The sequence below is a fragment of the Sorangium sp. So ce1504 genome, assembly GCF_051521635.1.
Taxonomy (GTDB): Bacteria; Myxococcota_A; Polyangia; order Polyangiales; family Polyangiaceae; genus Sorangium; species Sorangium cellulosum_B.
In genome coordinates, this window is record NZ_CP150365.1 from 12638276 (window position 1) to 12658333 (window position 20058).

Annotated in this window: 19 protein-coding genes and 2 pseudogenes; 8 read left to right on the forward strand and 13 right to left on the reverse strand. The window is 72.3% G+C overall.

Translation table 11 applies throughout. The features are described from left to right. Positions 1-277 precede the first annotated feature (277 nt). Together WMF39_RS47610 and WMF39_RS47615 are read left to right on the forward strand one after the other, a co-directional pair. On the forward strand, positions 278-922 hold the full coding sequence (locus WMF39_RS47610; RefSeq protein ID WP_437743059.1) for a glutathione S-transferase N-terminal domain-containing protein: 645 nt from the start codon (positions 278-280) through the stop codon (positions 920-922). A gap of 109 nt (positions 923-1031) precedes the next feature. Next, entirely contained in the window at positions 1032-2009 is a 978-nt protein-coding gene (locus WMF39_RS47615) for a hypothetical protein (RefSeq protein WP_437743060.1), read from the forward strand. A 149-nt stretch (positions 2010-2158) separates the two neighbouring features. On the opposite strand, the gene WMF39_RS47620 is transcribed toward WMF39_RS47615, so the two are convergent. Together WMF39_RS47620 and WMF39_RS47625 are read right to left on the reverse strand one after the other, a co-directional pair. Beyond that, on the reverse strand, positions 2159-2965 hold the full coding sequence (locus WMF39_RS47620) for a hypothetical protein (RefSeq protein WP_437743061.1): 807 nt from the start codon (positions 2963-2965) through the stop codon (positions 2159-2161). Further along, the gene (locus WMF39_RS47625; protein WP_437743062.1) at positions 2952-3755 is read right to left on the reverse strand and encodes a hypothetical protein; all 804 of its coding nucleotides are present in this window, start codon (positions 3753-3755) and stop codon (positions 2952-2954) included. Before WMF39_RS47625 ends, WMF39_RS47620 begins: the two co-directional genes overlap by 14 nt. An 83-nt stretch (positions 3756-3838) precedes the next feature. On the opposite strand from WMF39_RS47625, the gene WMF39_RS47630 reads away from it, so the two are divergent. Continuing rightward, positions 3839-4702: a LysR family transcriptional regulator gene (locus WMF39_RS47630; RefSeq protein ID WP_437743063.1), complete on the forward strand. Its 864-nt coding sequence runs from the start codon at positions 3839-3841 to the stop codon at positions 4700-4702. A 151-nt stretch (positions 4703-4853) separates the two neighbouring features. Continuing rightward, a complete protein-coding gene (locus tag WMF39_RS47635) occupies positions 4854-6503 on the forward strand; it encodes a 5'-nucleotidase C-terminal domain-containing protein (RefSeq protein WP_437743064.1) in 1650 nt (549 codons plus the stop codon). Between the two features lie 135 nt (positions 6504-6638). Here WMF39_RS47635 and WMF39_RS47640 read toward each other — a convergent pair. Then, a pseudogene (locus WMF39_RS47640) lies at positions 6639-6779 on the reverse strand (VOC family protein); the annotation flags it as partial. A gap of 5 nt (positions 6780-6784) precedes the next feature. Between WMF39_RS47640 and WMF39_RS47645 the strand changes: the two are divergent. Further along, a complete protein-coding gene (locus WMF39_RS47645) occupies positions 6785-7183 on the forward strand; it encodes a TetR/AcrR family transcriptional regulator C-terminal domain-containing protein (RefSeq protein ID WP_437743065.1) in 399 nt (132 codons plus the stop codon). A 41-nt stretch (positions 7184-7224) separates the two neighbouring features. On the opposite strand, the gene WMF39_RS47650 is transcribed toward WMF39_RS47645, so the two are convergent. Both WMF39_RS47650 and WMF39_RS47655 read right to left on the reverse strand, forming a co-directional pair. After that, a complete protein-coding gene (locus tag WMF39_RS47650; protein WP_437743066.1) occupies positions 7225-7719 on the reverse strand; it encodes a hypothetical protein in 495 nt (164 codons plus the stop codon). 92 nt (positions 7720-7811) lie between these two features. Then, positions 7812-8471 carry a siderophore-interacting protein gene (locus tag WMF39_RS47655; RefSeq protein ID WP_437743067.1) on the reverse strand — a complete coding sequence of 220 codons (660 nt, stop codon included), beginning with the start codon at positions 8469-8471 and terminating at the stop codon, positions 7812-7814. 311 nt (positions 8472-8782) lie between these two features. On the opposite strand from WMF39_RS47655, the gene WMF39_RS47660 reads away from it, so the two are divergent. Further along, positions 8783-9346, forward strand: coding sequence for a hypothetical protein (locus tag WMF39_RS47660; protein ID WP_437743068.1), 564 nt, complete (start codon positions 8783-8785; stop codon positions 9344-9346). Positions 9347-9389: 43 nt separating this feature from the next. On the opposite strand, the gene WMF39_RS47665 is transcribed toward WMF39_RS47660, so the two are convergent. Next, complete coding sequence (locus tag WMF39_RS47665) at positions 9390-10013, reverse strand: DUF4389 domain-containing protein (protein WP_437743069.1); 624 nt, start codon at positions 10011-10013, stop codon at positions 9390-9392. Positions 10014-10040: 27 nt separating this feature from the next. Continuing rightward, positions 10041-10502: a CoA-binding protein gene (locus tag WMF39_RS47670; RefSeq protein ID WP_437743070.1), complete on the reverse strand. Its 462-nt coding sequence runs from the start codon at positions 10500-10502 to the stop codon at positions 10041-10043. A gap of 391 nt (positions 10503-10893) precedes the next feature. Between WMF39_RS47670 and WMF39_RS47675 the strand changes: the two genes are divergently transcribed. Further along, positions 10894-11796: a PfkB family carbohydrate kinase gene (locus WMF39_RS47675; protein WP_437743071.1), complete on the forward strand. Its 903-nt coding sequence runs from the start codon at positions 10894-10896 to the stop codon at positions 11794-11796. 28 nt (positions 11797-11824) lie between these two features. On the opposite strand, the gene WMF39_RS47680 is transcribed toward WMF39_RS47675, so the two are convergent. Both WMF39_RS47680 and WMF39_RS47685 read right to left on the reverse strand, forming a co-directional pair. Then, on the reverse strand, positions 11825-13135 hold the full coding sequence (locus WMF39_RS47680; RefSeq protein ID WP_437743072.1) for a hypothetical protein: 1311 nt from the start codon (positions 13133-13135) through the stop codon (positions 11825-11827). A 10-nt stretch (positions 13136-13145) separates the two neighbouring features. Beyond that, on the reverse strand, positions 13146-14522 hold the full coding sequence (locus WMF39_RS47685) for a hypothetical protein (RefSeq protein ID WP_437743073.1): 1377 nt from the start codon (positions 14520-14522) through the stop codon (positions 13146-13148). Between the two features lie 250 nt (positions 14523-14772). On the opposite strand from WMF39_RS47685, the pseudogene WMF39_RS47690 reads away from it, so the two are divergent. Next, positions 14773-15090, forward strand: a pseudogene (locus tag WMF39_RS47690) (glutathione S-transferase N-terminal domain-containing protein); the annotation flags it as partial. Between the two features lie 85 nt (positions 15091-15175). Here the strand turns inward: WMF39_RS47690 and WMF39_RS47695 are convergent. From WMF39_RS47695 to WMF39_RS47710, 4 genes are all read right to left on the reverse strand, one after another. After that, on the reverse strand, positions 15176-17095 hold the full coding sequence (locus WMF39_RS47695; protein WP_437743074.1) for an ATP-binding protein: 1920 nt from the start codon (positions 17093-17095) through the stop codon (positions 15176-15178). 243 nt (positions 17096-17338) lie between these two features. Further along, a complete protein-coding gene (locus WMF39_RS47700; protein ID WP_437743075.1) occupies positions 17339-17653 on the reverse strand; it encodes a DUF3817 domain-containing protein in 315 nt (104 codons plus the stop codon). A 336-nt stretch (positions 17654-17989) separates the two neighbouring features. After that, positions 17990-18706 carry a DJ-1/PfpI family protein gene (locus WMF39_RS47705; protein ID WP_437743076.1) on the reverse strand — a complete coding sequence of 239 codons (717 nt, stop codon included), beginning with the start codon at positions 18704-18706 and terminating at the stop codon, positions 17990-17992. 266 nt (positions 18707-18972) lie between these two features. Continuing rightward, positions 18973-19932 carry a GlxA family transcriptional regulator gene (locus tag WMF39_RS47710; RefSeq protein ID WP_437743077.1) on the reverse strand — a complete coding sequence of 320 codons (960 nt, stop codon included), beginning with the start codon at positions 19930-19932 and terminating at the stop codon, positions 18973-18975. Positions 19933-20058 lie beyond the last annotated feature (126 nt).

The following is a 20058-nucleotide window of genomic DNA, read 5'->3' on the forward strand; positions in this document are numbered from 1 at the left end:
AGCCGGCCTGCTCTCGCCGATGGGCCGGAGGCCGGCGAGATCGCTGCTAGGAAGCGCGTTCGGTAGAGCAGGTGAACGCGCGGAGATCCTGGATTCGGGGACCTGGGCGACCGATTGGGATGCTGCCTGGGACGCTTGACAGCGCGGGTTCGACGTCCGGTACGCTGCCTCTCCACGATGCGTGGGAGCGGCACGACGGGGCAGGGTTGGAGCTCAAGGCGCTCCACGCGTCGGACCCGCATCGACACAGAACGGTTCCCGGATCGGAGAAGCAAGCATGTCAGATGCTCTAGGAGAGCTCGTCAAGCCCGTCATCGTCGGCCGTTCCAGCTCGCACTTCACGCGGGTCACGCGGATCTTCGCCGCGGAGATGGGGGTCGACTGTTCGCTCGAGGTCGTGCGGGACCTCATGTCGTCCAACGCGGCGGACTACGGGGGCAACCCCGCGCTCAAGATGCCGGCTCTCCGGACGCGCCATGGGGTGTGGTTCGGCGCGCTCAATATCTGCCGCGAGCTGTCGCGGCAGTCGAAGCGCGCGGTCCGCACGGTATGGCCGGAGGACCTCGACCAACCCCTTCTCGCGAACGCCCAGGAGCTCGTCGTTCATGCGATGGCGACGGAGGTCGCGCTGATCATGGCCGGCGCCGCCGGGGCCGGCGACGGAAGCGCGCACCACGCCAAGCAGCGAAAGAGCCTTGTCGACACCATGTCATGGCTGGAGGACAACGCGAGTCACGCGCTCGCCGCGCTCCCGTCGGACCGGGATCTGAGCTACCTGGAGGTCGCGCTGTTCTGCCTCGTCACGCATCTGGAGTTCCGGCGCGTCCTGCCGACAGAGCCCTATCCGGCGCTGAACGGCTTCTGTCGAGAGTTCGCGGCGCGGGCGTCCGCCGGCGAGACCACCTACCGGTTCGACCCCTGAGCGCAGCCCGCCATGGCGCCGCCACCCGACCGACGCGCATACCTCATGCGGGAAGCCCGTGATTTCGGCCTCCTCCTCCCTGGCATGCGATCTGCCGGGGACGCCACGCATGGGAGACGCCGACATCACCTTGCGCCACCTCGCACGGAGGAGGCCCGGGGACCTGGTGCGCGCCTTCGTCCCCGAGGGCCATTGCACCGAGGTCCTCGGCTGGATCGACAGCCAGGTCACGACCATCGAGCGCCGCGTCGACAAGGCCCTGCGCCTACGGATCGACGGCGAGCCGCGGGTGCTGCACATCGAGTTCTGCTTCGCGCTCCGTGACGACGTACCGGATCGCATCTTCGAATACCTCGGCTTCCTCTTCACCGCGCTCCGCCTCGAAGCCCCCGGCGAGCCTGTGCCGCCGATCGAGAGCGTCGTCGTGGTCCTCTCTGGCAGAAGGCGGCGCCTGCCCGCGACGGGCCAGCGCTCTACCGCTTGGCCGGGGCGGCCGTTCAGCGGCGCGCATTTCAGGATCGACGCCGTCTACCAGCACACGATCGGCGAGCTCCGGGCGCGCGGCAGCGTGCTCTGGCTGGTGTTCGCCCCGCTGGCGCGGGACGCGACCGCGGCGGCGCTGCGGGACGTCGTCGCGGAGATGCACGCCGGGGCGGCGACGGCTGCGGAGCGGGCCGAGCTGTATACAGCGCTGCTGGTGATGGCGGCCATCGATCCCTGGGGGCATAATCTGATGAAGGAGCTCGTCGACATGGTGGAGGACAAGGAAGAGGGGCTGCTCCGGCGCACGCCGATCATCGGGGAGCTGATCATCGAGGCCGAGCGACGAGGGGAGCAACGAGGAGAGCAACGCGGGGAGCAGCGAGGCGAGCGAAGGGGCGAGCAGCGCGGGGAGGAGAAGGCGATCGCGGAGCTGCTCGGTCGCCTCTTCGCGCGGCGGATCGGTCGACGGCCGACGGCGGAAGAAGAGCGCTCGATCCTCGAGCGAGCCCGCGCGAGCGGCCCGGGCGAGGTCGAGGATGCTTTGCTCGATCTCGAGAGCGAGGCGCTGATTCGCTGGCTCGCGGAGCCGGTGCGGAGCTCCTGAGCTCCCGAAGGAGCATGGCGAGCCGGTCTGTCCCGCAGAAGATGGGAGTCGGGTCGGGGGCCAACGGAAACCCCGACAGCGCGTTCGTCGAGCGCGCTTGCGCGTCGGGGCCGCGTTGACCGGCCGACGACACCGGCGAAGGCGCCCGCTCAGATGCCGTGGCCGAGCTCCACGCCGAGGACCCCGCTGAACCCGAGGTAATCGTCTCGCACCACCGTGTCGAAGCCGGGGACCGCCGTGAAGCTCGCGCCCACGTAGGGCCTGAACCACGGCGCGTCGTCCGGCTGGTACCCGAGGCGCAGCCCCGTATCGACGACCAAGCCGAGGGAGGAGTCCTTGCCCGCGAAGAGCTCGTCCTCCCACGCGCTCACGCGGCGCCCGTCGGGCGTCTTGCGATCGTTCCCCTGCAAGTAGAAGCCGAACCCGCCGTAGCCGACCGTGATCGGGATCTGGACCGTCAGCGCTTGCGCGAAGGGCAGCCGGAACGAGAGCCCCACGTGCGCGCCCAGCATGGATCCGTCGGACTTGAGCTCGAGCGTGCGTTGCCCCTTGTAGGTCTGCCCTCCGGGCAGCGCGACCTCGAAGGTGGCCGGATTCATGGGCCCCGGCCGCCCGAGCCCACCCAGGCCGAGGCGCACCAGGCCGTTGGCGAAGGTCACGCCGGCGGCGAACGCCGGCCCGTGCGACACGTGTCCTCCCAGGCCCATCACGCGCCACTCGAGGTCGACGAAGCCGCCTACCGGGACGTCCGGCGCGGGCCGGCGCGCGCCGCGCGCGTCCGCAGCCCCGGGCGGCCCGGCATCGAAGGCGCCCGCGCCGGCGCGCTCGGCGGCACCGGACCGGGCGTCCGGAGCCTGCGCGTCGGCCCGCGCGGCCCCGAGCAGGAGCGCGAGGCACGCGCTCGACGCGAGCGTCATGAGGTGAAGGCGGTGGCCGCGGCGGTCAGTGAGCGACACGGGAGCCTCCTTGTCCGAAAGCGAAGCGCGCTCCGAAGGCGCCCTCGAGCAGGAACTTGCCGTTGTCGCCGTTGAATCCAAAGCTGCCTCCCGCGCTGGCGTCGAGGGTGAGGAGAACGTGCTCGGACACGGCGTAGCCGGCGCCCGCCGTCAGGACCTGCGCCAGGTCGGCCAGCTCCGTGGTGGGATCGAGCTCCAGCTCGAAGCCGACGGCGGCCCCGGCGCGGAGCAGCCACGCCTCGCCGAGCGCGACGTGAGCGACCATCGATAGCTCGTTGATGTGCCGGAGCGCCGACGCGGGTGCGTCGCCGCCTCCCCCGGAGCTGCCTCCCCCGTTGCCGCCTCCGACATCCCGGAGCGCCAGGAACCCCGTCCTGAGGCGCAGATCGAGCTCGAGCGGGCCGTGCGTCACGAGCGGCATCAGGAAGACCGCAGCGCCCGAGGCGCCGCTCGCGCCTGGCACCGTTCGCCCCCCCATGTACGCTCGCTCGAGGGCCCAGAAGGAGGCAGCGGCTCCGAGCTGCGCCCCACCCGCGAGGCGCACGCGGCCGTCGAGCTCCAGGCCGCCGCCCGTGTCCCTGCCCACGAGGCGTGATCCGAGGACGAGGCGAGCCTCCGCGGGCCCCGGACCCGCGGAATCGGCGTCGCGGGGCGCGACCTCCGGCGGCGGGGATGCCGCCGTGGCCTCGGCTGCGCGGGCGCCCAGAGGCGGCAGCAGCGCGCTCAAGAACGCGAGGAGGCGGAGCAGACGGCCCCGCCTCGGCCCATCGAACGTGCGGCGTACGAGCATGCACGCAGGATGGTCAGCGCCCGCTCATGCCGGTAGCGATAGAATGCGGCTTACAGTTATTTCAATTCAGAATAAATTGAGCCATGGATCGGTTCCTCGCGCTGCGCGTGTTCTGCAAGGTGGCGGACAGCGGCAGCTTCTCGCGGGCGGCGCGCGAGCTCTCCATGACGCAATCGGCCGCGAGCCGCGGGATCGCCGATCTGGAGTCGCGGCTGGGCATCCGGCTGTTCGAGCGCACCACCCGGCGCGTCGCGCTCACCCTGGAGGGGCGCGCGTACTACGAGCAGATCGACGAGCACGTGCGCGCGCTCGAGGACGCGGAGCTCCGCGCCGCCGCCGGCTTCGGGGACCTCGCGGGCCGCGTGAAGCTCTCGGCGCCCGGGGCGCTCGGCCGCCGCCTCCTCTTGCCGGAGCTCGTTCGGATCATGCATGAATCGCCGGGGCTCGTCGTGGACGCCGCGCTCACCGATCAGCGGGTCGACCTCGTGGCAGGCGCGTTCGATTTCGCGCTTCGCGTCGGCGTCCGCAGCGAGCCGTCGTTCATCGAGCGAACGCTGGGGACCTCGCCCCAGTGGCTCGTCGGCAGCGCCGGCCTGTTCGCGGGCAAGCCGGCGCCGACATCCATGTCGGAGCTCGCCGCGGTGCGGGTCGTGGCGAGCGGCGGGGTGCGCGAGCTCGAGAAGCTGGGGCTCACCGTCAGGCTCACGACCGACGACATCGAGACGAACCTCAGGGCGGTGGAGGCAGGGCTCGGCGTGAGCGTGCTCCCGCGCTGGCTGGTCGCGCGCCGGGTCCAGGAGGGGCGCTTGATCCGGCTCCTGCCCAGGCTCCCGCTGCCGAGCCCGCCCCTCGTCGTCGTCTACCCCCGGCGGCTCCGGCGCGTGGCGCGCCAGGTGCTGGAGCGGCTGGAGCGGCACCTCCAGAAGGAGCTCACCTCCGACGGATGAGCGCCCGCCGGGAAGGGCCGATGCTCACAGCGGGTGCGCGCGGTGCTCGAGCCGCTTGCGGAGAGCCTGCGCGCGTGGCGCCCGCCGAAGGCGAGGGGCGCTCGGCGCTGACGGCGTCGCGCGCCCGCGGGCTGGGCTATGTTCGATGGCGATGACCGCCGCCGCACACGCCCTGCCCAGAGGCCCCTCTCTGCGGATCGTCTGCGTGAACGACGTGTACTTGCTCGACAACCTGCCGCGCCTCGCGACGCTCGTGCGGCGCCACGCCGCCGCGCCCGCGGATCGCTTCCTTGTGGTGATGGCCGGCGACTTCCTCGCGCCGAGCCTGCTGTCGAGCCTCGATCACGGCAGGGGCATGGTCGACTGCATGAACGCGCTGCCGATCACCCACACCATCTTCGGCAACCACGAGGCCGACGTCGAGCTGCCGGAGCTCAGGGCGCGGGTGCAGGAGTTCCAGGGCACGTGGCTCAACACCAACATGCCCTCGTTCGCCCCGGCGCTGCCGACGCACGAGATCCTCGACGTCTCGAGCCCCGGCGGGCGCGCTGTCCGGATCGGCCTCCTCGGCCTGCTCGTGCACGTGAAGGGCCTGTACCGGCGGGATGCGTTCGGGGGGATCGACATCGAGCCGGCGAACGAGGCGGCCCTCCGCTGGACCCGCCGGCTCCTCCGCGACGAGGGGTGCGCGTGCGTGATCCCGATCACGCACCAGAGCCGCGACCAGGACCTCGAGCTCGCGCGGGCGCAGCGCGATCCGCGCTTTCCCGTGATCCTCGGCGGCCACGAGCACGAGGTGATCCTCGACGACGTGGACGGCTGCTGGGTCGTGAAGGCCGGCACGGACGCGGAGAGCGCCGCCATCATCGACCTCGTGTGGCCGGCCATGGCGCCGCCTGCCGGGGTGCCCGACCTGCCCGCGGTCACCGTCCGGATCGAGGAGGTCGGCGCCCACCCCGAGGATCCGGCGATGCGCGCGCGCGTCGACCGCCACATGCAGATCGTGCGCGACCTCGACGCGGCCACCCTCCTCCGGCTCCCGCCGGGGAGCGAGCTCTCGTCCGTCGGGACGCGGGTCCAGCAGACGTCGCTCGGCGCGCTGCTCTGCTCGCGGATCCGCGACGCCTTCGGGGCGGACGGGTGCCTCTTCAACGGCGGCGGCATCCGCGGTGGTCGCGCGTACCGGGAGCGCTTCACCTACGGGGATCTCAAGGCCGAGGTGCCCTTCAGCAACGAGGTGGTCGTGACCCTCCTGCCTGGCCGCGTCGTCCGCGAGGCCGTCGCCGCGTCGCGGTCGCGCGCCCCCGCCCAGCACGGCGGTTACCTCCAGATCGACGACCGGATGGCGACGGACGCCCGAGGCGTCCTGAGCGCGATCGACGGCCTCCCGCTGGTCGACGAGCGCGAGTACCGGATCGCCCTCCCGCGCGGGCTCCTCGGCGGCATGGATGACATCGCGCCGCTTGTCCGCTTCGCCGAGGAGCGCCCGGAGAAGGTGCCGCCGGCGGACAGCGGGCGCGATCCGAAGCTCGTCCTTGTGGAGTCGTTCGCCGCGGACCTCGTCCGCCAGCTCGGGGCGTTCGAGGCGATCGACGCCGACGGGGACGGCCGCGTCTCGGCCGAGGAGCTCAGGGCCGCCGCGTCGAGGGCGAGCTCCGAGACGCCGTCCGAGGTGGTCGTCGGCGAGATGATGAAGGCGCTCGACCGCGACGGCGACAAGCGCGTGACGCGCGGCGAGGTCGACGCGCTGTCCTCCCCGCCGCCCGCGGGCGCGGGGGGGCGCGATCGATCCGAGCCGTGAGGGGATTTCCCTCCATTCTCCTCTTTTCTTGGCGCCATGGGGGTCATCGCGGTTCGCGCTCCTTCCCACTTCCCACTTCCCACTTCCCACTTCCCACTTCCCACTTCCCGCGATCGCGCCAGGGCGATCGGCCGCTCACGGCGCGCTCGGCGTGGCCCACTCGACGAGCTCGATGACGACGCCGTTGGGATCCGTCACCTGGAACAGGCGCTCGCCCCACGGCTCCTCCCGCAGCGGCATGGTGATCTCGACCCCCTCGCTGCGCAGGCGGGCCTCCCCTCATGGCCAAATACGAGCACGAGCTCCAGGCGCTCGACGGGCTAGGGCTCGATGACGTCGAAATGGACGCTGCCCTGACGTTCCTGCTCGGCTTCGTGGAGTCCTGCGCGCGCGCGGCCACGAGCGCGCGCGCCTCGCAGCGCGAGAGCGCGATGAGCGACGAGCAATGGTGGGCCGAGAACGCGCCCCTGCTCGCGAGGGTCTTCGACGCCGCGAAATACCCCACCGCCGCACGCGTCGGCGCCGCCGCAGGCGCGGCCCAACGCGGGGCCTACAGCGCGGCTCACGCGTACACGTTCGGCCTGGAGCGGCTCCTCGACGGGCTCGGCGCCCTCATCGACGCGCGCGCGAAGCACAAGCCGAGGCCGAGCGCCGGAGCGCCGCGGAGGGCGCGGCGATGAGCGTCATTGGTGTCGCTCAGGGGTGAGCCTGCGCCTCTCGCTCACCGCGAGCGGCGCAGGCCGTCCGGCACCGCGCGCACCGCGCTCTGGATGGCGGCCCGGAGAGCGTCGCGCTGGGCGCGCTCGTCGGCCGCCGCGCTGTCCTCGACCCGCGCGCGGCCCTCGACCACGAAGAGGATGTTGCCCGTGTCGAGCTCGCGCACGGCCGCCGACACCACGCAGGCCGCCGTCAGGGTTCGCTCCCCGGTGCGCTTCGTGTCGAGGCGCACCACGGTGGCGGCGACCCCGTAGCGGCGGGTGAGCCGGAGCGGGCTCCAGTCGATCGCCGAGATCTCGGCGGACGCGTCCTGCCTCAGGAGAGGGACCACGTCACCGAGCCGCGTGGCGGCGGGATGCACGCGGCTCCGCGTCTCGGCGAGCGTGACGCCGGCGCGGGCGCGCGGCGCCTCGGCGACGCCGCTCCGCGGGTCCGGACGGGCGTCAGCGGAGAGCGTGAGTAGCGCGACGGCGAGCGCCCAGCGTCCGAGCTGCATCATCGATCCCGACCACCTCGATCGGAGGGGCTATCAGGATGCGCGAGGATGGCCAACAAACCACCCGTCCAGCGCTCGCCGGTGTGCAGAGAGGGTCAGTCGATCCCGGTCTTCCCCGCGATCCAGTAGGCCTTGGCGCGCACCTCCCGCACCCCGGCCGCCCGGAGCACCTCCCGGGCCTGCTGGACCCACGCGCCGCCGCCGCAGGCCACCGCCGTGGCGACGCCCGCCGCGCGCTCGCGGAGCAAAGTGGCGGCCTCCTCGTCGGACCCCGCGAGGTCCACGGAGACGTCGAGCGATCGCGCCGCCGCCTCCGCCGCGGGGACGTTCGTCACCCGGAGGACGGCGTGGGCGCCGAGGCGGCGCGCCGAGGCCGCCACGCCGAGCGAGGTCTCGTCGCCGGTCAGGAGGCCCACGCCTCCCAGACGGAGGGAGCGTTGCGGGCCGACGAACCGCACGACGTCGCCCGGGCGGACGGCCTCCGTCCACCGCGCGCCCGGCGCGCTCCCGTGCGCGTGGAGGAGCAGCGTGGTCCGACCCTCCGCCCAGTCGATCGGGGTGTACGTCCGCACGTCGTTCGAGGGGAGGAGCACCTGGATCTTGTCGCCGGGCTGCCAGCTGCTCGTGCGCAGCCCCTCGCCCTCGAGCACCACGCGCCGGTAGAGCGGGTGGGGCGTGCCCACGGCCTGCACCTTCGCCTCGGTCAGCACCAGCCCGCCGAGGAGCCCGAGCAAGCGACCTTTTCCGGATGCCATGGGGGTCAGCGTAGTCAGGGCGACCGCGCCGCTGCGTGAAAAAGCGTGAAGGCTGCCTGGCGTGTGCCAGGGCAGCAGGGCTGCCGCTCCTACCAGGGTGGTTGCGACGGCCGGCGGCGCAGCCGGCGCGCCGCTGCGAGCCCCGTGGTGCAAGATGGGGAACCCCATGGCATCCATGCTGGCGAGCGCTGGGCGGGGCACGGCGGCGCGCATCGCGCCGTCGCGAAAGCGATGCTGCTCCGGCTCTTGCGGAGCCCCCTGTCAGATCTGACAGCTGGTCGAGCGCTGGCGTCTCCACTAGCCTCTGTCAGATGACCTCATCCTCCCATGGCATGAACCCCGCTCGACGGCGCTCTTACCTGGCTTTCGTTCCCGTGCTCACCCTCGGCCTGGTGGTGGCCTGCGGAGGCGACGACGACGGGTCGGGCGACTCGAGCTCAGGCTCGGGCGGATCGAGCCCGAGCCTCTCGGCGCTCGAAGAGCGCCTCGCCGCCTGTCCCGACCTCTCCCTGACGAGCGATCCCAGCGCGAGCGCCTGCCTGGTCGGCACCTACGAGGGGACCACGCCTTCGGGCGAGGCCTGCAGCCTCGAGCTCGGCGAGGCCGGCGCCTACGAGTTCACGAGCCCCTCGCTTTCTGTCTCGCACACCGCTCCCGACGACACGATCTTCGTCTTCGATCACACGTCGATCGGCGGCTTCGAGCAGCTCGCGTGGAAGGTGTCCGATCCGATCTCGATCGAGACCTGGTACGAGCTGGACTTCACGGCTCGCTTTGGCACCGGAGCGGACGAGGCAACCTCGAAGATCCAGATCGAGGTCACGGAGTATGGCGAGGACACGACCACGAGCGTCGTCTGCGTGGTCGACCTGTGACGGCTCCCTCCGGCGGCAAGGACACGGACGCCGAGAGGACGCCTCAGGCGAACGTGCCCGCGTGATCGCGCCGAGTGCCGTCCACGGGACCCGGATCGAACGCGAACGGCGGGTACTGGTCGACCAGCGACGCATGATGGGCGAGGAGCCGCGCCTGCCACCGGAGCACGCCGCACTGGAAATCGTAGATGGCCGTCGGGACGCGCTCGGTGAAGAGGACCGCGACCGCCGAGACGAGCCACGCCAGATAGGCGACGCAGGAGAGCAGCGCGAGGACGATGGCCGAGGGGAGGCTCGTGAAGAGGCGCAGGAGCGCGCCCTTCGCTGTCGGCGCGCCGGTCGGATCGATGTCGAGGCGCGCGGTCTCGGCGGGGCGATCGAGCGGGAGCCTGTCGGTGAGCAGGAAGAGATAAGCGAACGCGGCCTGTAGCCACACGAGCGCGCGCGTCAGCCTCGGGCCGTCCTCGGCCAGGAACCGGGCCGATCCCTTCTGAGCCACCAGCGCGGCCGCCACGGCGGGCAGGGCCAAATAGACAAGCATCATGACGAACCCCACCGTGACGCCGGCAATCGAGAGCGCCGCGAGCAGGAGGACACGCGCGAGGAGCTGGACGCGATCGACTTTCCAGGGGCGCGTGACGGTGAAGGTGACAGGATACGATGTCATCTCGAGATCTCCCAGGTTCATGGCGCTTCACGCGCGCGCCGGGTAACTCCCCGCGATCTTCTTGGTGAATCGATGGAGCCGGTGGACGAAGCCCGCGTTCGGGAGGAACATCAGCGGGCACTCGCCCGCGACCACGCGGATCCCGAGCTCCTGACAGGCTTGCACGGCAGGCGCGCTCACTGCACCCTGACCGACCCCCCGGTGCAGCCACACGCGCTCGATGCCGGCAGCGGCGCACGCCCGCACGATCTGCTCGGTGACCTGGGACGGGGTCATCACGATCGCCCCCTCGACCGGGGGATCGATCGCGCCGACCTCGGCGTACGCTGCGCGGCCTTCGATCACGCCGCCCCCCGGGTTCACCGGAACGACGTCGTAACCCCGATCGATGAGCTCCCGCATCACCATCCGGCTGAAGTCCTTGTCGTCATGCGATGCGCCCACCAGGGCCACCCGCCGGTGGGAGAGGAATTCATTGACGTCTTCCATCCTGTTCCGCATTGGGGCCTCCCGCGCTCCGCTCGTGCGCTCGTCACGACCGATGATCGACGACGATCGACGATGATCGACGATTGCACGGCTCGTGCCGGCCGACGCAGGCGCGGCGCAGGCCGGAGAGCCTGTCCTCTGCGGCGCAACACGTGCGCCTGCGGTGCAGGTCGTGCTGAGCCGCGCCGCGTGCCGCTGCCTCGAAGTCCCGGACAGCGGGGAGCGCTGCGACGGTCCCCCCTCCGGCGTCCGTGGTTCGCGCGCGCGTCGAAGAGCGCGACCCTCCGTCCGCCGAAGGTCCACGAGTGGAGCAGAATCAGCTCGACGTCTGTGGGGACGACCGAGTTACGGCGCGCTGCCGCGAGCCCCGTGGTGTAAGATGGGGATCCCCATGGCATCGAGGTTTGCGAGCGCCGGGCGGGTTACCGCGGCGCGGGTCGCGCCGTCGCGGGGGTTGACCCTGGACGTCATCTGCGCCGGTGAGGCACTCTGGGATCTCGCGGCTCCGGGCGGGGCCTCGCTGCGGTTCCGTCCGGGCGGCGGCGCGGTGAACGCCGCGGTCGCGCTCGCGCGGAGCGGGCTCCGCGTCGGGCTCGCGGCGGCGCTCGGCGACGACGCCCCGGGCCGGGCGCTCCTGGCGAGGGTCGCGGCGGCCGGCGTCGACGTCGCGGGTGTGGCGCTGATCCCGACCCGCCAGGGGCTCATCGTGCTGGAGGACACCGGCGGGGCGCGGCACATGGTCGCCCACCGCGCAGAGGACGATCTGCCCCTCTCGGTGCCCGAGGGGTGGGCGGCGCCGGTGCTGCTGCTCTCGGGGATCTCTCCGGCGCTCGCGCCGATCGCCGCGCTCTGCCGGGCCGCGCGGGCCGCGCGCCGCACGGGCACCGTCGTCGTCGTCGATCTCAACGCGCGGTGGCGCCTCTGGGCCGGGCGCGATCCGCGCGTGCTCCACGCCCTGCTCCGCGAGGCCGACGTGGTGCGGTGCAGCGCGGCGGACCTCGCCGGGCTCGGCCTCGACGACGCCCAGGTGCGCGCCGCCATGCGGCCGAGCGCGACCCTGGTGCTCACCCAGGGCGCAGGCGCAGCGCGCGCCGCCGGCCCCTTCGGCGAGATCGCGCTCGCCCCGCCCGTCGTGGCCGAGACCCGCGCGGCCGGCGCGGGCGACGCGTTCACCGCCGCGATCTGCGCCGAGATCGCCCGCGCCGGCGACCACGGCCCGGAGCGCCCCGACCTCTGGACCCGCGCGATCCAGCGCGGTCACGCCGCGGCGAGCGCGAAGGTCGGCCGGCGTTGAGGCCGGGCTCCCCCGGCGTAGAGCCCGGTCACGGTCCCTTCGGCCCGCGCACCAGCGCCCCCGTCGCGGGCCCGCCGTCCCACGCGAGGCTGAAGTAGACGTTGGTCCCGTCCACGGCGACGCCCCACGGGTAGCTCAGGTTGCGCGCGTGCGTCGCGAGATCGCTCCCGTCGAGCCGCGCGCTCTGCACCTGGCCGTCGGCCTCCCGCGCGGTCGTCCAGAAGACGCGCGCGTCGTCGAACGCGAGCTGCGCGGGGATCTGCGGCAGATCCGGGACGACCCTGCGAAGCGGGCTCCCGGGCGAGAACGTGGCGATCCCGCGCCCCTCGATGAGCCACAGCGCGCCGCCGCGCGCCACGAGCGCGCGCGGGGCGACCAGCGTCTCGTGCAGCCTCTCCGGCGCGCTCGGCGGCGCCGCGTCGCGCGCCACCCGGTAGATCGCGCCGTCGGCCGCGCCGGTGCCCCGCGCGGTCACGTACACATGGCCGGCGTCGAGCGCCACCCCGCTGGCGGCGCCCGGGATGGCCGCGAGCATCACCTTCGCCGCGCCGGGCTCGGCGCCGAGCGGCAGCGTGAACAGCCCGCCGTCCTCGAACGCCGGCGGCGTCCCGGCCTCGACCCAGTAGAGCGCGCCCTGGTCGACAGCGAGCGCCGTGACGCCGCGGGCGTCGGGCGCGAGCTCGGTCACCTCGCCGCCGGCCTTCGGGACGGCCGCGAGGCCGCGCGCGTGCGCGAAGTACACAGCGGCCTCGCCGAGCGCGAGCGGGCCCGGGAGCTCCTGCTCCGGCGCGAGCACCGCCGGCGTCCCGCCGCCCGGATCGAGGCGCATGACGCTCCCGTCCGGCGCGTCGCCCGAGCCCTGGTTCGTCCAGTAGAGCCCGGTCGCGTCCATCCCGAGGAACGTGGGCAGCCGGAGCTCGCCGGCGAGCACGGCGGCGTCGCAGGTGCCGTTCCAGCAAGCGTCGGCGCAGGTCACGCCGCAGGCGCCGCAATGGCGCGGATCCTCCGCGACGAGGACCTCGCAGCCGTTGCCGCCGTCGCCGTCGCAGTCGGCTCGTCCGGCGTCGCACGCGAGGGTGCAGGCGCCCGCCGCGCAGAGCGTCGTCGCGCCGTCGCCGCCCGCGCAGCGCGCGCCGCACGCGCCGCAGCTCTCGACGCTCGTCAGCAGGGCGGCCTCGCAGCCGTTGTCGCTGTCGCCGTCGCAATCGGCGAAGCCTTCCGGGCAGAGATCCTCGCGCGGCGCCGTGGGCCCGGGCGGCGCGGCGCTCGGCGGTGAAGAGCAGGCGGCGAGCAGGAGCGCGCCGAGACCGAACAGTGCGTGACAGGGGTTCGAAGGCATCGGCGTCTCCTCAGAGGTTCGGGTGGACGACAGGCAGGAACGCCACGCACATCTCGTCGAGCGTCGACTCGCCGAGGACGATGTCCTGCGGCGCGGGCAGGCGCTCCTCGATGAGCTGCGCCGCGAGCGCCGGGTTCTCCGTTGTGTTGTCGTACGTGCAGCGCAGCTCGATCGTGTCGCCCGACCGCAGCGTGGGCAGCTCGTCGATCGGCGCGTCGTAGCTGTAGAGCCGCTGCCAGTTGTAGTCCCACGCCGGCGTCTGGACGAGGCACGCGCGGTTGGCCTCGCCGCCCCGCGGCTCGGCGCGGATCTGGTCGACCTTGAGGTCGACGCCGGCCCGGTGCATGTGGACGCCGGCGCCGTAGATCGAGATCTCGGGGATCGGGAAGTCGATGACGTACCGCATCCGCTCGACGTGCCCCCGGGCGCCGGCCGGGATCCGGAACTCGACGCTCCCGCGATCGCCCGGCCCGGGCAGGAGCCCGGTGCCGTCCCGGAACGGCGCCTCCGCGTTGCCGAGCGCGAGGTTCGAGAGCGCGCGGCTCGGCTTCTCGTCCGCGAGGCGGAGCGCGACCCGGGTCGCGTCGGGCGAGGGCGCCTCGCCCGGCTTCGGGTGGTAGTGGACCTGCATCACGAGCAGCGCGTTCGCTGGCACCGAGATGCCGATGTCCGGCGGCAGCTCGAACGCCTGCGTGCCGGGCGCCCAGGCGCCGAGCAGCGACGTCTCGGAGAGGCGCGCGTCGCCGAAGCACTCGTAGCTGCCGCTCTCGCCGCCGAGCGCCTCGCCCTCGCGTTTCGCGTCGATGAAGAGCAGCGCGTGGTGCACCACGGCGCGGTTGCCCGGCAGCACGTCGTAGCCCTGGACCCACGCCTGCTCCGTGAGCCCCGGATCGAGGACGAAGCAGCGGAAGCTGTCGGAGCCCTCCGCCGCGGCGAAGGGGGCCTTGGGCGAGAGCTCGAGGTCCGTGCGCGACAGGCCCGCCGCGACGGGGGTGGTGGGGGCCGGGGCGTCCGCGGGATCACCCTCGGGGGCGCCGGCGTCGCTCCAGGCGCGGAGCAGGGCGATCTCGTCGAGGGAGAGGTGCAGGTCCCCCCGGAACGGGCGAGGGGGCGCGCACTCGTCGGTCGGCAGGGCGCCCCACGGCGGCATCCGCCGCGCCTCGGTCTCGTCGGCGATGACCGGCGCGAGCGCCTTCGCGCTCTCGTAGGAGGCCAGGCTCACCGGCGCGGTGCCGCCCTGCGCGTGGCAGCCGAGGCAGCTCTTCTGGAGCAGCGGCTCGATGTCCCTGTGGAATGTCGGGGTGCTCGCGCCCGGCGCCGCCTCGGCAGAACAACCGAGGAGGAGCGCCGTGGCGGAGGGCAAAACGAAGTGGATGAGAAGACGCATGCGGGGCGCCCAAGCAGCGGGCGTGCCCGAGAGGATTGGCCGCAATCGGCGGGCGGCGCGCGAGGGCGCGTGTCCGCGTCCGGACAGGTGTCCGCGGGGGCGGCGGACAGGTGTCGTGCGCCCGAGGTCCGGCGCCGGTTTCTTGCGGGGGACGAGCGAGGGATTCCGTCCTTCATCCGTCGACGTGGACGCCGCGCCGCTCCTCGGGGAGATGACATGACGTGCTGGAACTTCAACGAGGAGCGCCGAGATGATCACCCTCTATCAGGCCCCCGCCGCGTGGGGCATCCCGAACATCAGCCCCTTCTGCGTCAAGCTCGAGACCTGGCTGCGCATGGCCGGCCTCCCCTACGAGGTGCGCTCCGCCGACCCGCGCCGCGCGCCGAAGGGCAAGATCCCGTATGCCGACATCGACGGCTGTACCATGGGCGACTCGCAGCTCATCATCGAGCAGCTGGAGCGCGCCCACGGCGACAAGCTCGACGCCCACCTCACCGCGGAGGCGCGCGCTCGAGGCCATGTGATCCGGCGCATGCTCGAAGAGGCGTTCTACTGGATGGTGGTGTTCGTCCGCTGGAAACAGGGAGTCTTTGAAGAGCTCCCCGTCTCCCTGCCTCCCCGTGAATTCTCCCCGCTTCTGCGCCTGGTTCGTATCAGGCGCCTTTGCGCGCGAGCCGATGGACCGCCGCCACGAGCTCGCCCGGCTGGACCGGCTTGGCGAGGTGGAGCTCGAACCCGGCGTCCCGGGCCTGAACGATGTCCTCGCGCCGGGCGAAGGCGGTGAGCGCCAGCGCCGGCACGGAGCCACCGAGGTCCGGAGCGCGGGATCGGAGCTCGCGAAGGAGGGCGTAGCCGTCCTGCTCCGGCATGGCGATGTCGCTGACGAGCACGTCGGGCCGAGCGCGACTCATCATCTCCAGCGCGGCCGAGGCCGAGCCGGTCTCGTCCGCCTGGGCGCCTGCCTCGCGCAGCACCATGGTGACGAGCTCCCGCGCGTCCGGCTCGTCGTCGACGACGAGCACGCGCAGCCCGTCGAGCCGGGGGATCGTCCCGGCCGAGGGATGCTCGATCTCGGACGAGACCTCGGAGCTCTCTCTCTCCGCCAGGGCCACGGCCCGCACCGGCAAGCGCACGCTGAAGGACGCCCCTTTCCCCTCGCCGTCGCTCCGCGCGCGGACGGTGCCGCCATGGAGCTCGACGAGGTATTTGACGATCGCCAGCCCGAGACCGAGTCCGCCGTGCTGCCGTGTGGTGGCCGCCTCTGCCTGGCGGAACCGCTCGAACACGTGCGGAAGAAAGGTGGGCGAAATGCCTTTCCCGCTATCCGTCACCGTCACCTCGACGCCGCCCGGATGGAGCGCCGTCTGGAGTCCGACCTGCCCGCCGCCCGGCGTGAACTTCACGGCGTTGACCAGCAGATTCGTGACCACCTGCTGGAGGCGATCGGGATCACAGACGATCTCCCCGACACCGGGATCGAGCCTGACCTCGAGGCCGATGGCCTTCGCGTCGGCGGCCGGCCGGATGGCGTCGACCGCGGCGCGGACGAGCTCGTTCACGCTCGCGTTCCTGGCGTAGAGGCGGATCTTCCCGGTCACGATGCGCGAGCTCTCGAGGATCTCCTCGATGAGCCTGGCCTGCGCCTCGGCGTTGCGTTCGATGACCTCCATCGCCTTGGGCGCGAGCTCCGGCCGCGAACGCTGCATGCGCGCCCACCCGAGGATCGCGGTCAGGGGCGTGCGGAGCTCGTGGGAGACGATCGCGAGGAACTCGTCCTTCAGCCGGCTGGTCTCCTCGGCCTCCGCCAGGACCTCGGCCCGCTGCTGCTCGAGGCGCTTCTGATCGTCGACATCGGTGCAGGTGCCGAACCAGCGGAGGATGCGCCCTGCGTCGTCACGCATCGGCAGCGCGCGGCCCAGGAACCAGCGGTATACGCCGTCGGCGCGCCGGAAGCGGTACTCGATCTGGTAGTCTTCCCCCGTCTCGAGGGAGCGAATCCACCGCTCCCAGGCGCGTTGCTGATCGTCCGGGTGCAGCTGGTCGTTCCAGCCGGCGCCGCGCGTGGCGTCGGGCGTCTCGCCGGTGTAGTCGTACCAGCGGCGGTTGTAGAAATCGTGATAACCGTCGGGCCGCGTCGACCAGACGAGCTGCGGCATCATGTCGAGGATGCGGCGAAGGCTGCGCTCGACCTCCGGGATGTCGTGGGTCTCCGAGGTCAGCGCTGGAGCGGCCGGCACCGGGGCGGCGCGCTCCTCGACGAACAGGATCCCGACGAACGCCACGGCGCCTGAAGCGTCGCGGATCGGGAAATAGTGCCCGGTGAACGGCGCGCCGCTGATCGAGCCGAGCGGTACGGCGCGCGAGACGCCGTCGAGCGCCGCGCGAAGCGCCGAGGAGTGCCCGCCCCGCAGCGCGGACGCGATCTCGTGGCGGTCGTCGGCGCTCGGGCCGAACCTCGCTCGATACGCCGGGTTCTCGTGGATCGCGACACCAGCCGGGCTCAGCACGAGGACGGGGAGGGGGAGCCCTCCGATGACGTCGTCGAGCCACAGCTGCTCTTGCTGCTGCTTCATCCGCGACGACACCCTATAGCGCACCGGCGCGATCGGCGCTGTCGGCGCGTCGCGACCGCGAGGCGGGCGAGCGGCTTCGAAAGCAGGCGAGCGTGCCGGGGCGATTCGAACGCAACCGCCTCGCAAGTTCAGCCAGTCCTGGCCTGTCCGTCGTACCTGGGCATCACGCCCGTGTCCTTGAGCCGCATCCGCGCGCGGCGCGCGCAGCGCCGGCGCGCGTGACGTGGACTCGACGCGCCAGCGTCAGCCATCGACGGCCGCCTGCGTGTCGCCCTCGATCTCGCGCTTCAGGGCGCGATCCAGCACGAACGTCCCGAAGGGGACGAGCGACGCGACGAGCGCCGCGAGGGAGCGGCGATGCGGCCAGTCGCGCTCGCTGGCCACGCGAATCAGCGCGCCGACGAACAGCAGGAAGAGGAGCCCGTGGGCGCTGCCGACGATCCGCACGGCGATCGGCAGATCAAAGAGGTACTTGAGCGGCATCGCGACGCCGAGGAGGACCAGGAAGGACAGCCCTTCCAGCAAGCCGACGAGGCGCAGGGCGCGGAGCGCGCTCATCGTTCGACACCAGACCAGGTGGGGGGAAAGACCATCATCAGCAGCACCACGAAGAGATGGGTAAAGGTCGTTACGAACGCGCCGACCGTCCGTCGATCGCGCGCGGCGCTGTGGACGAGGGCGAGCTGCGAAGCCAGCGACGGGTGATCGCCGCAGCGATCCCGAGCTCTGTCATGGGGAGTTGTCGCAGCGCGGTCAAGAGGTATCCCGCGATCCACGTGACGACCAGCCCCCGGGAGGCCGCGGCGTGGGCGGCGCGCTCACGATCGACGAGGGATGCGGCGACGAACGCTGGCATGATCCTGCGGGCCATCGCGGCTGCGCGCCCGGCGCGCCTCAGCGCGCTCTGTTGCTCCTCTCGGCGGCGATCTTCCGCATCCGCTGATCGTACGGGTCGAGGACGCTCAATATGCGCTGCGTCAGCTCGGGTCCCGCAGCTTCGGGCACCCCGGCGTTGAAGGGCGGGGCGGGGTCGTATTCCAGCATGAGCTGCGTCAGCTTCGCGGCATCGTCTCCGCGCAGCAGCGCCAGCAGCGTCAGCCCGAAATCGATGCCTGCGGTCACCCCGCCGCCCGAGATCCGGCTGCGATCGACCACGACGCGCGCCCGGACACACTCCACGCCGAACGCCTCCAGGATGTGGCGCGTGGACCAGTGTGTCGTGGCCTTGTATCCTTGCAGCAAACCTGCCGCGGCCAGGATGAGCGACCCTGTGCACACGGAGGTCACGTACCTGGAGCGGGCGCCCCGATCCCTCAGGAACCGAAGGACCTCCTGATCCACCATGGCGTCGGGGGTGCCCATGCCGCCCGGCACGAACAGGATGTCCAGGTCGTCCGGACAGTCGCTGAAGGTCGCCGTCGGCTGGATAGGAACCCCCGAGTCGGACATGACCAGGTCGCGCGTCTTCCAGAGCAGATACGTCGTCGCGTGAGCGGTCAGCACGCTTTGCGGGCCGATCAGATCCAGCGCCGTGAGGCCCGGGTAGAGCACCATGCCGACCCGGAGCGGCGGCTGAGGATCTGGCAGCTTGATGTCATAGGTGTCCGTCATCGTTCGTCCCTGAACCCTTTCGTTTCGTTTCGTCATCTGCCGATGATCGCCTCGATGGCGGGGCTTCGTCTCGACGCGGCCCCGGGCCTGGCGCTCCCGAGCGCGGCTGAGCGCGCTTCGCAGGCCTGACTTTGAGCGGCGCCGGCCGCGGCGGAAAGGACATCGTCCCCTGCTTTCAGGACACGCAGGCGCAGGGCCCCGCGCGCCTCGTCGCGCGAAGGATCCGGCGAGCGACGACGGCGCTCGGCCGAGCGCCCGGCGTCCGCTCACGCTCGACCGAAGCGCCTCCGGTAGTCCTCCGGCGTGACCTGCAGGGTGCGCTGGAACGCGCGCCGCATCCGCTCGTCCGTGCCGAAGCCGCAGTCGCGCGCGAGCTGCTTCATCGAGGCTCGGCCTCCCTCGAGGCAGGAGCGCGCCTGCTCCAGCCTGGCCGACTCGACGAACTTCGCGGGGGTCATCCGCATGGCCCGGGTGAACGTCCGCGCGAAGTTGCGCGGGCTCATCCCGGCCCTCTCCGCCAGCGCCTCGACGCGCAGGTCGGCGTCGAGGTGCCGGAGCACCCAGTCGATCACGCCCTGAAGCGGGCCCGCGGCGACCGTCTGCGCGAGGAGCGGGCGGCTGAACTGGGACTGTCCACCCGGGCGCTTGAGGAACACCACGAGCCCCCGCGCCACCTGGAGCGCCATGTCGTATCCGAGATCCTCCTCCACCATCGAGAGCGCGAGGTCGATGCCCGCTGTCATGCCCGCCGACGTGTAGATCTTCCCGGACCGCACGAAGATGGCGTCGGGGTCGACCTCGACGCCGGGAAACTCGCGCGCGAGCGCTGCCGCGGAATGCCAGTGGGTGGCCGCCCGGCGCCCCGCGAGCAGCCCCGCGGCGGCGAGGAGGAAGGCGCCGGTGCAGACGGCGCCCATGCGCCGCACCTCGGGCGTCGTCGCGCGCAGCCAGGCGAGCAGCCGGGCATCCCGCGTCGCTTCACGGGTCTCGCCCCCGGCGACAAGCACCGTATCGATGCCGGGCGCCAGATCCGCGAGCGCCTTGTGGGCGACGATCTGCACCCCCGACAGCGTCCGGATCACGCCGCCGTTCACGGCCGCGATCTCGACCGCATAGGCGGGGGGAGCGCCGGGCACCTTCGCTCTCGCGATCTCCGAGGCCAGGGCGAATACGTCGGTGGGCCCCACCACGTCGATGGCGCTCGCGCCGTCGTAGGCCACGGCCACGACCCTGCGCGTCGGTCCATGGCGATGCGCGCGCGGCGCGGCAGAGGGAGCGGATTTCGATGCAGACAGCCGCTTCACGCGACGACGGTAGCTGGCTGGCCGGTGGCCGTGAAGATAAAGTACCTG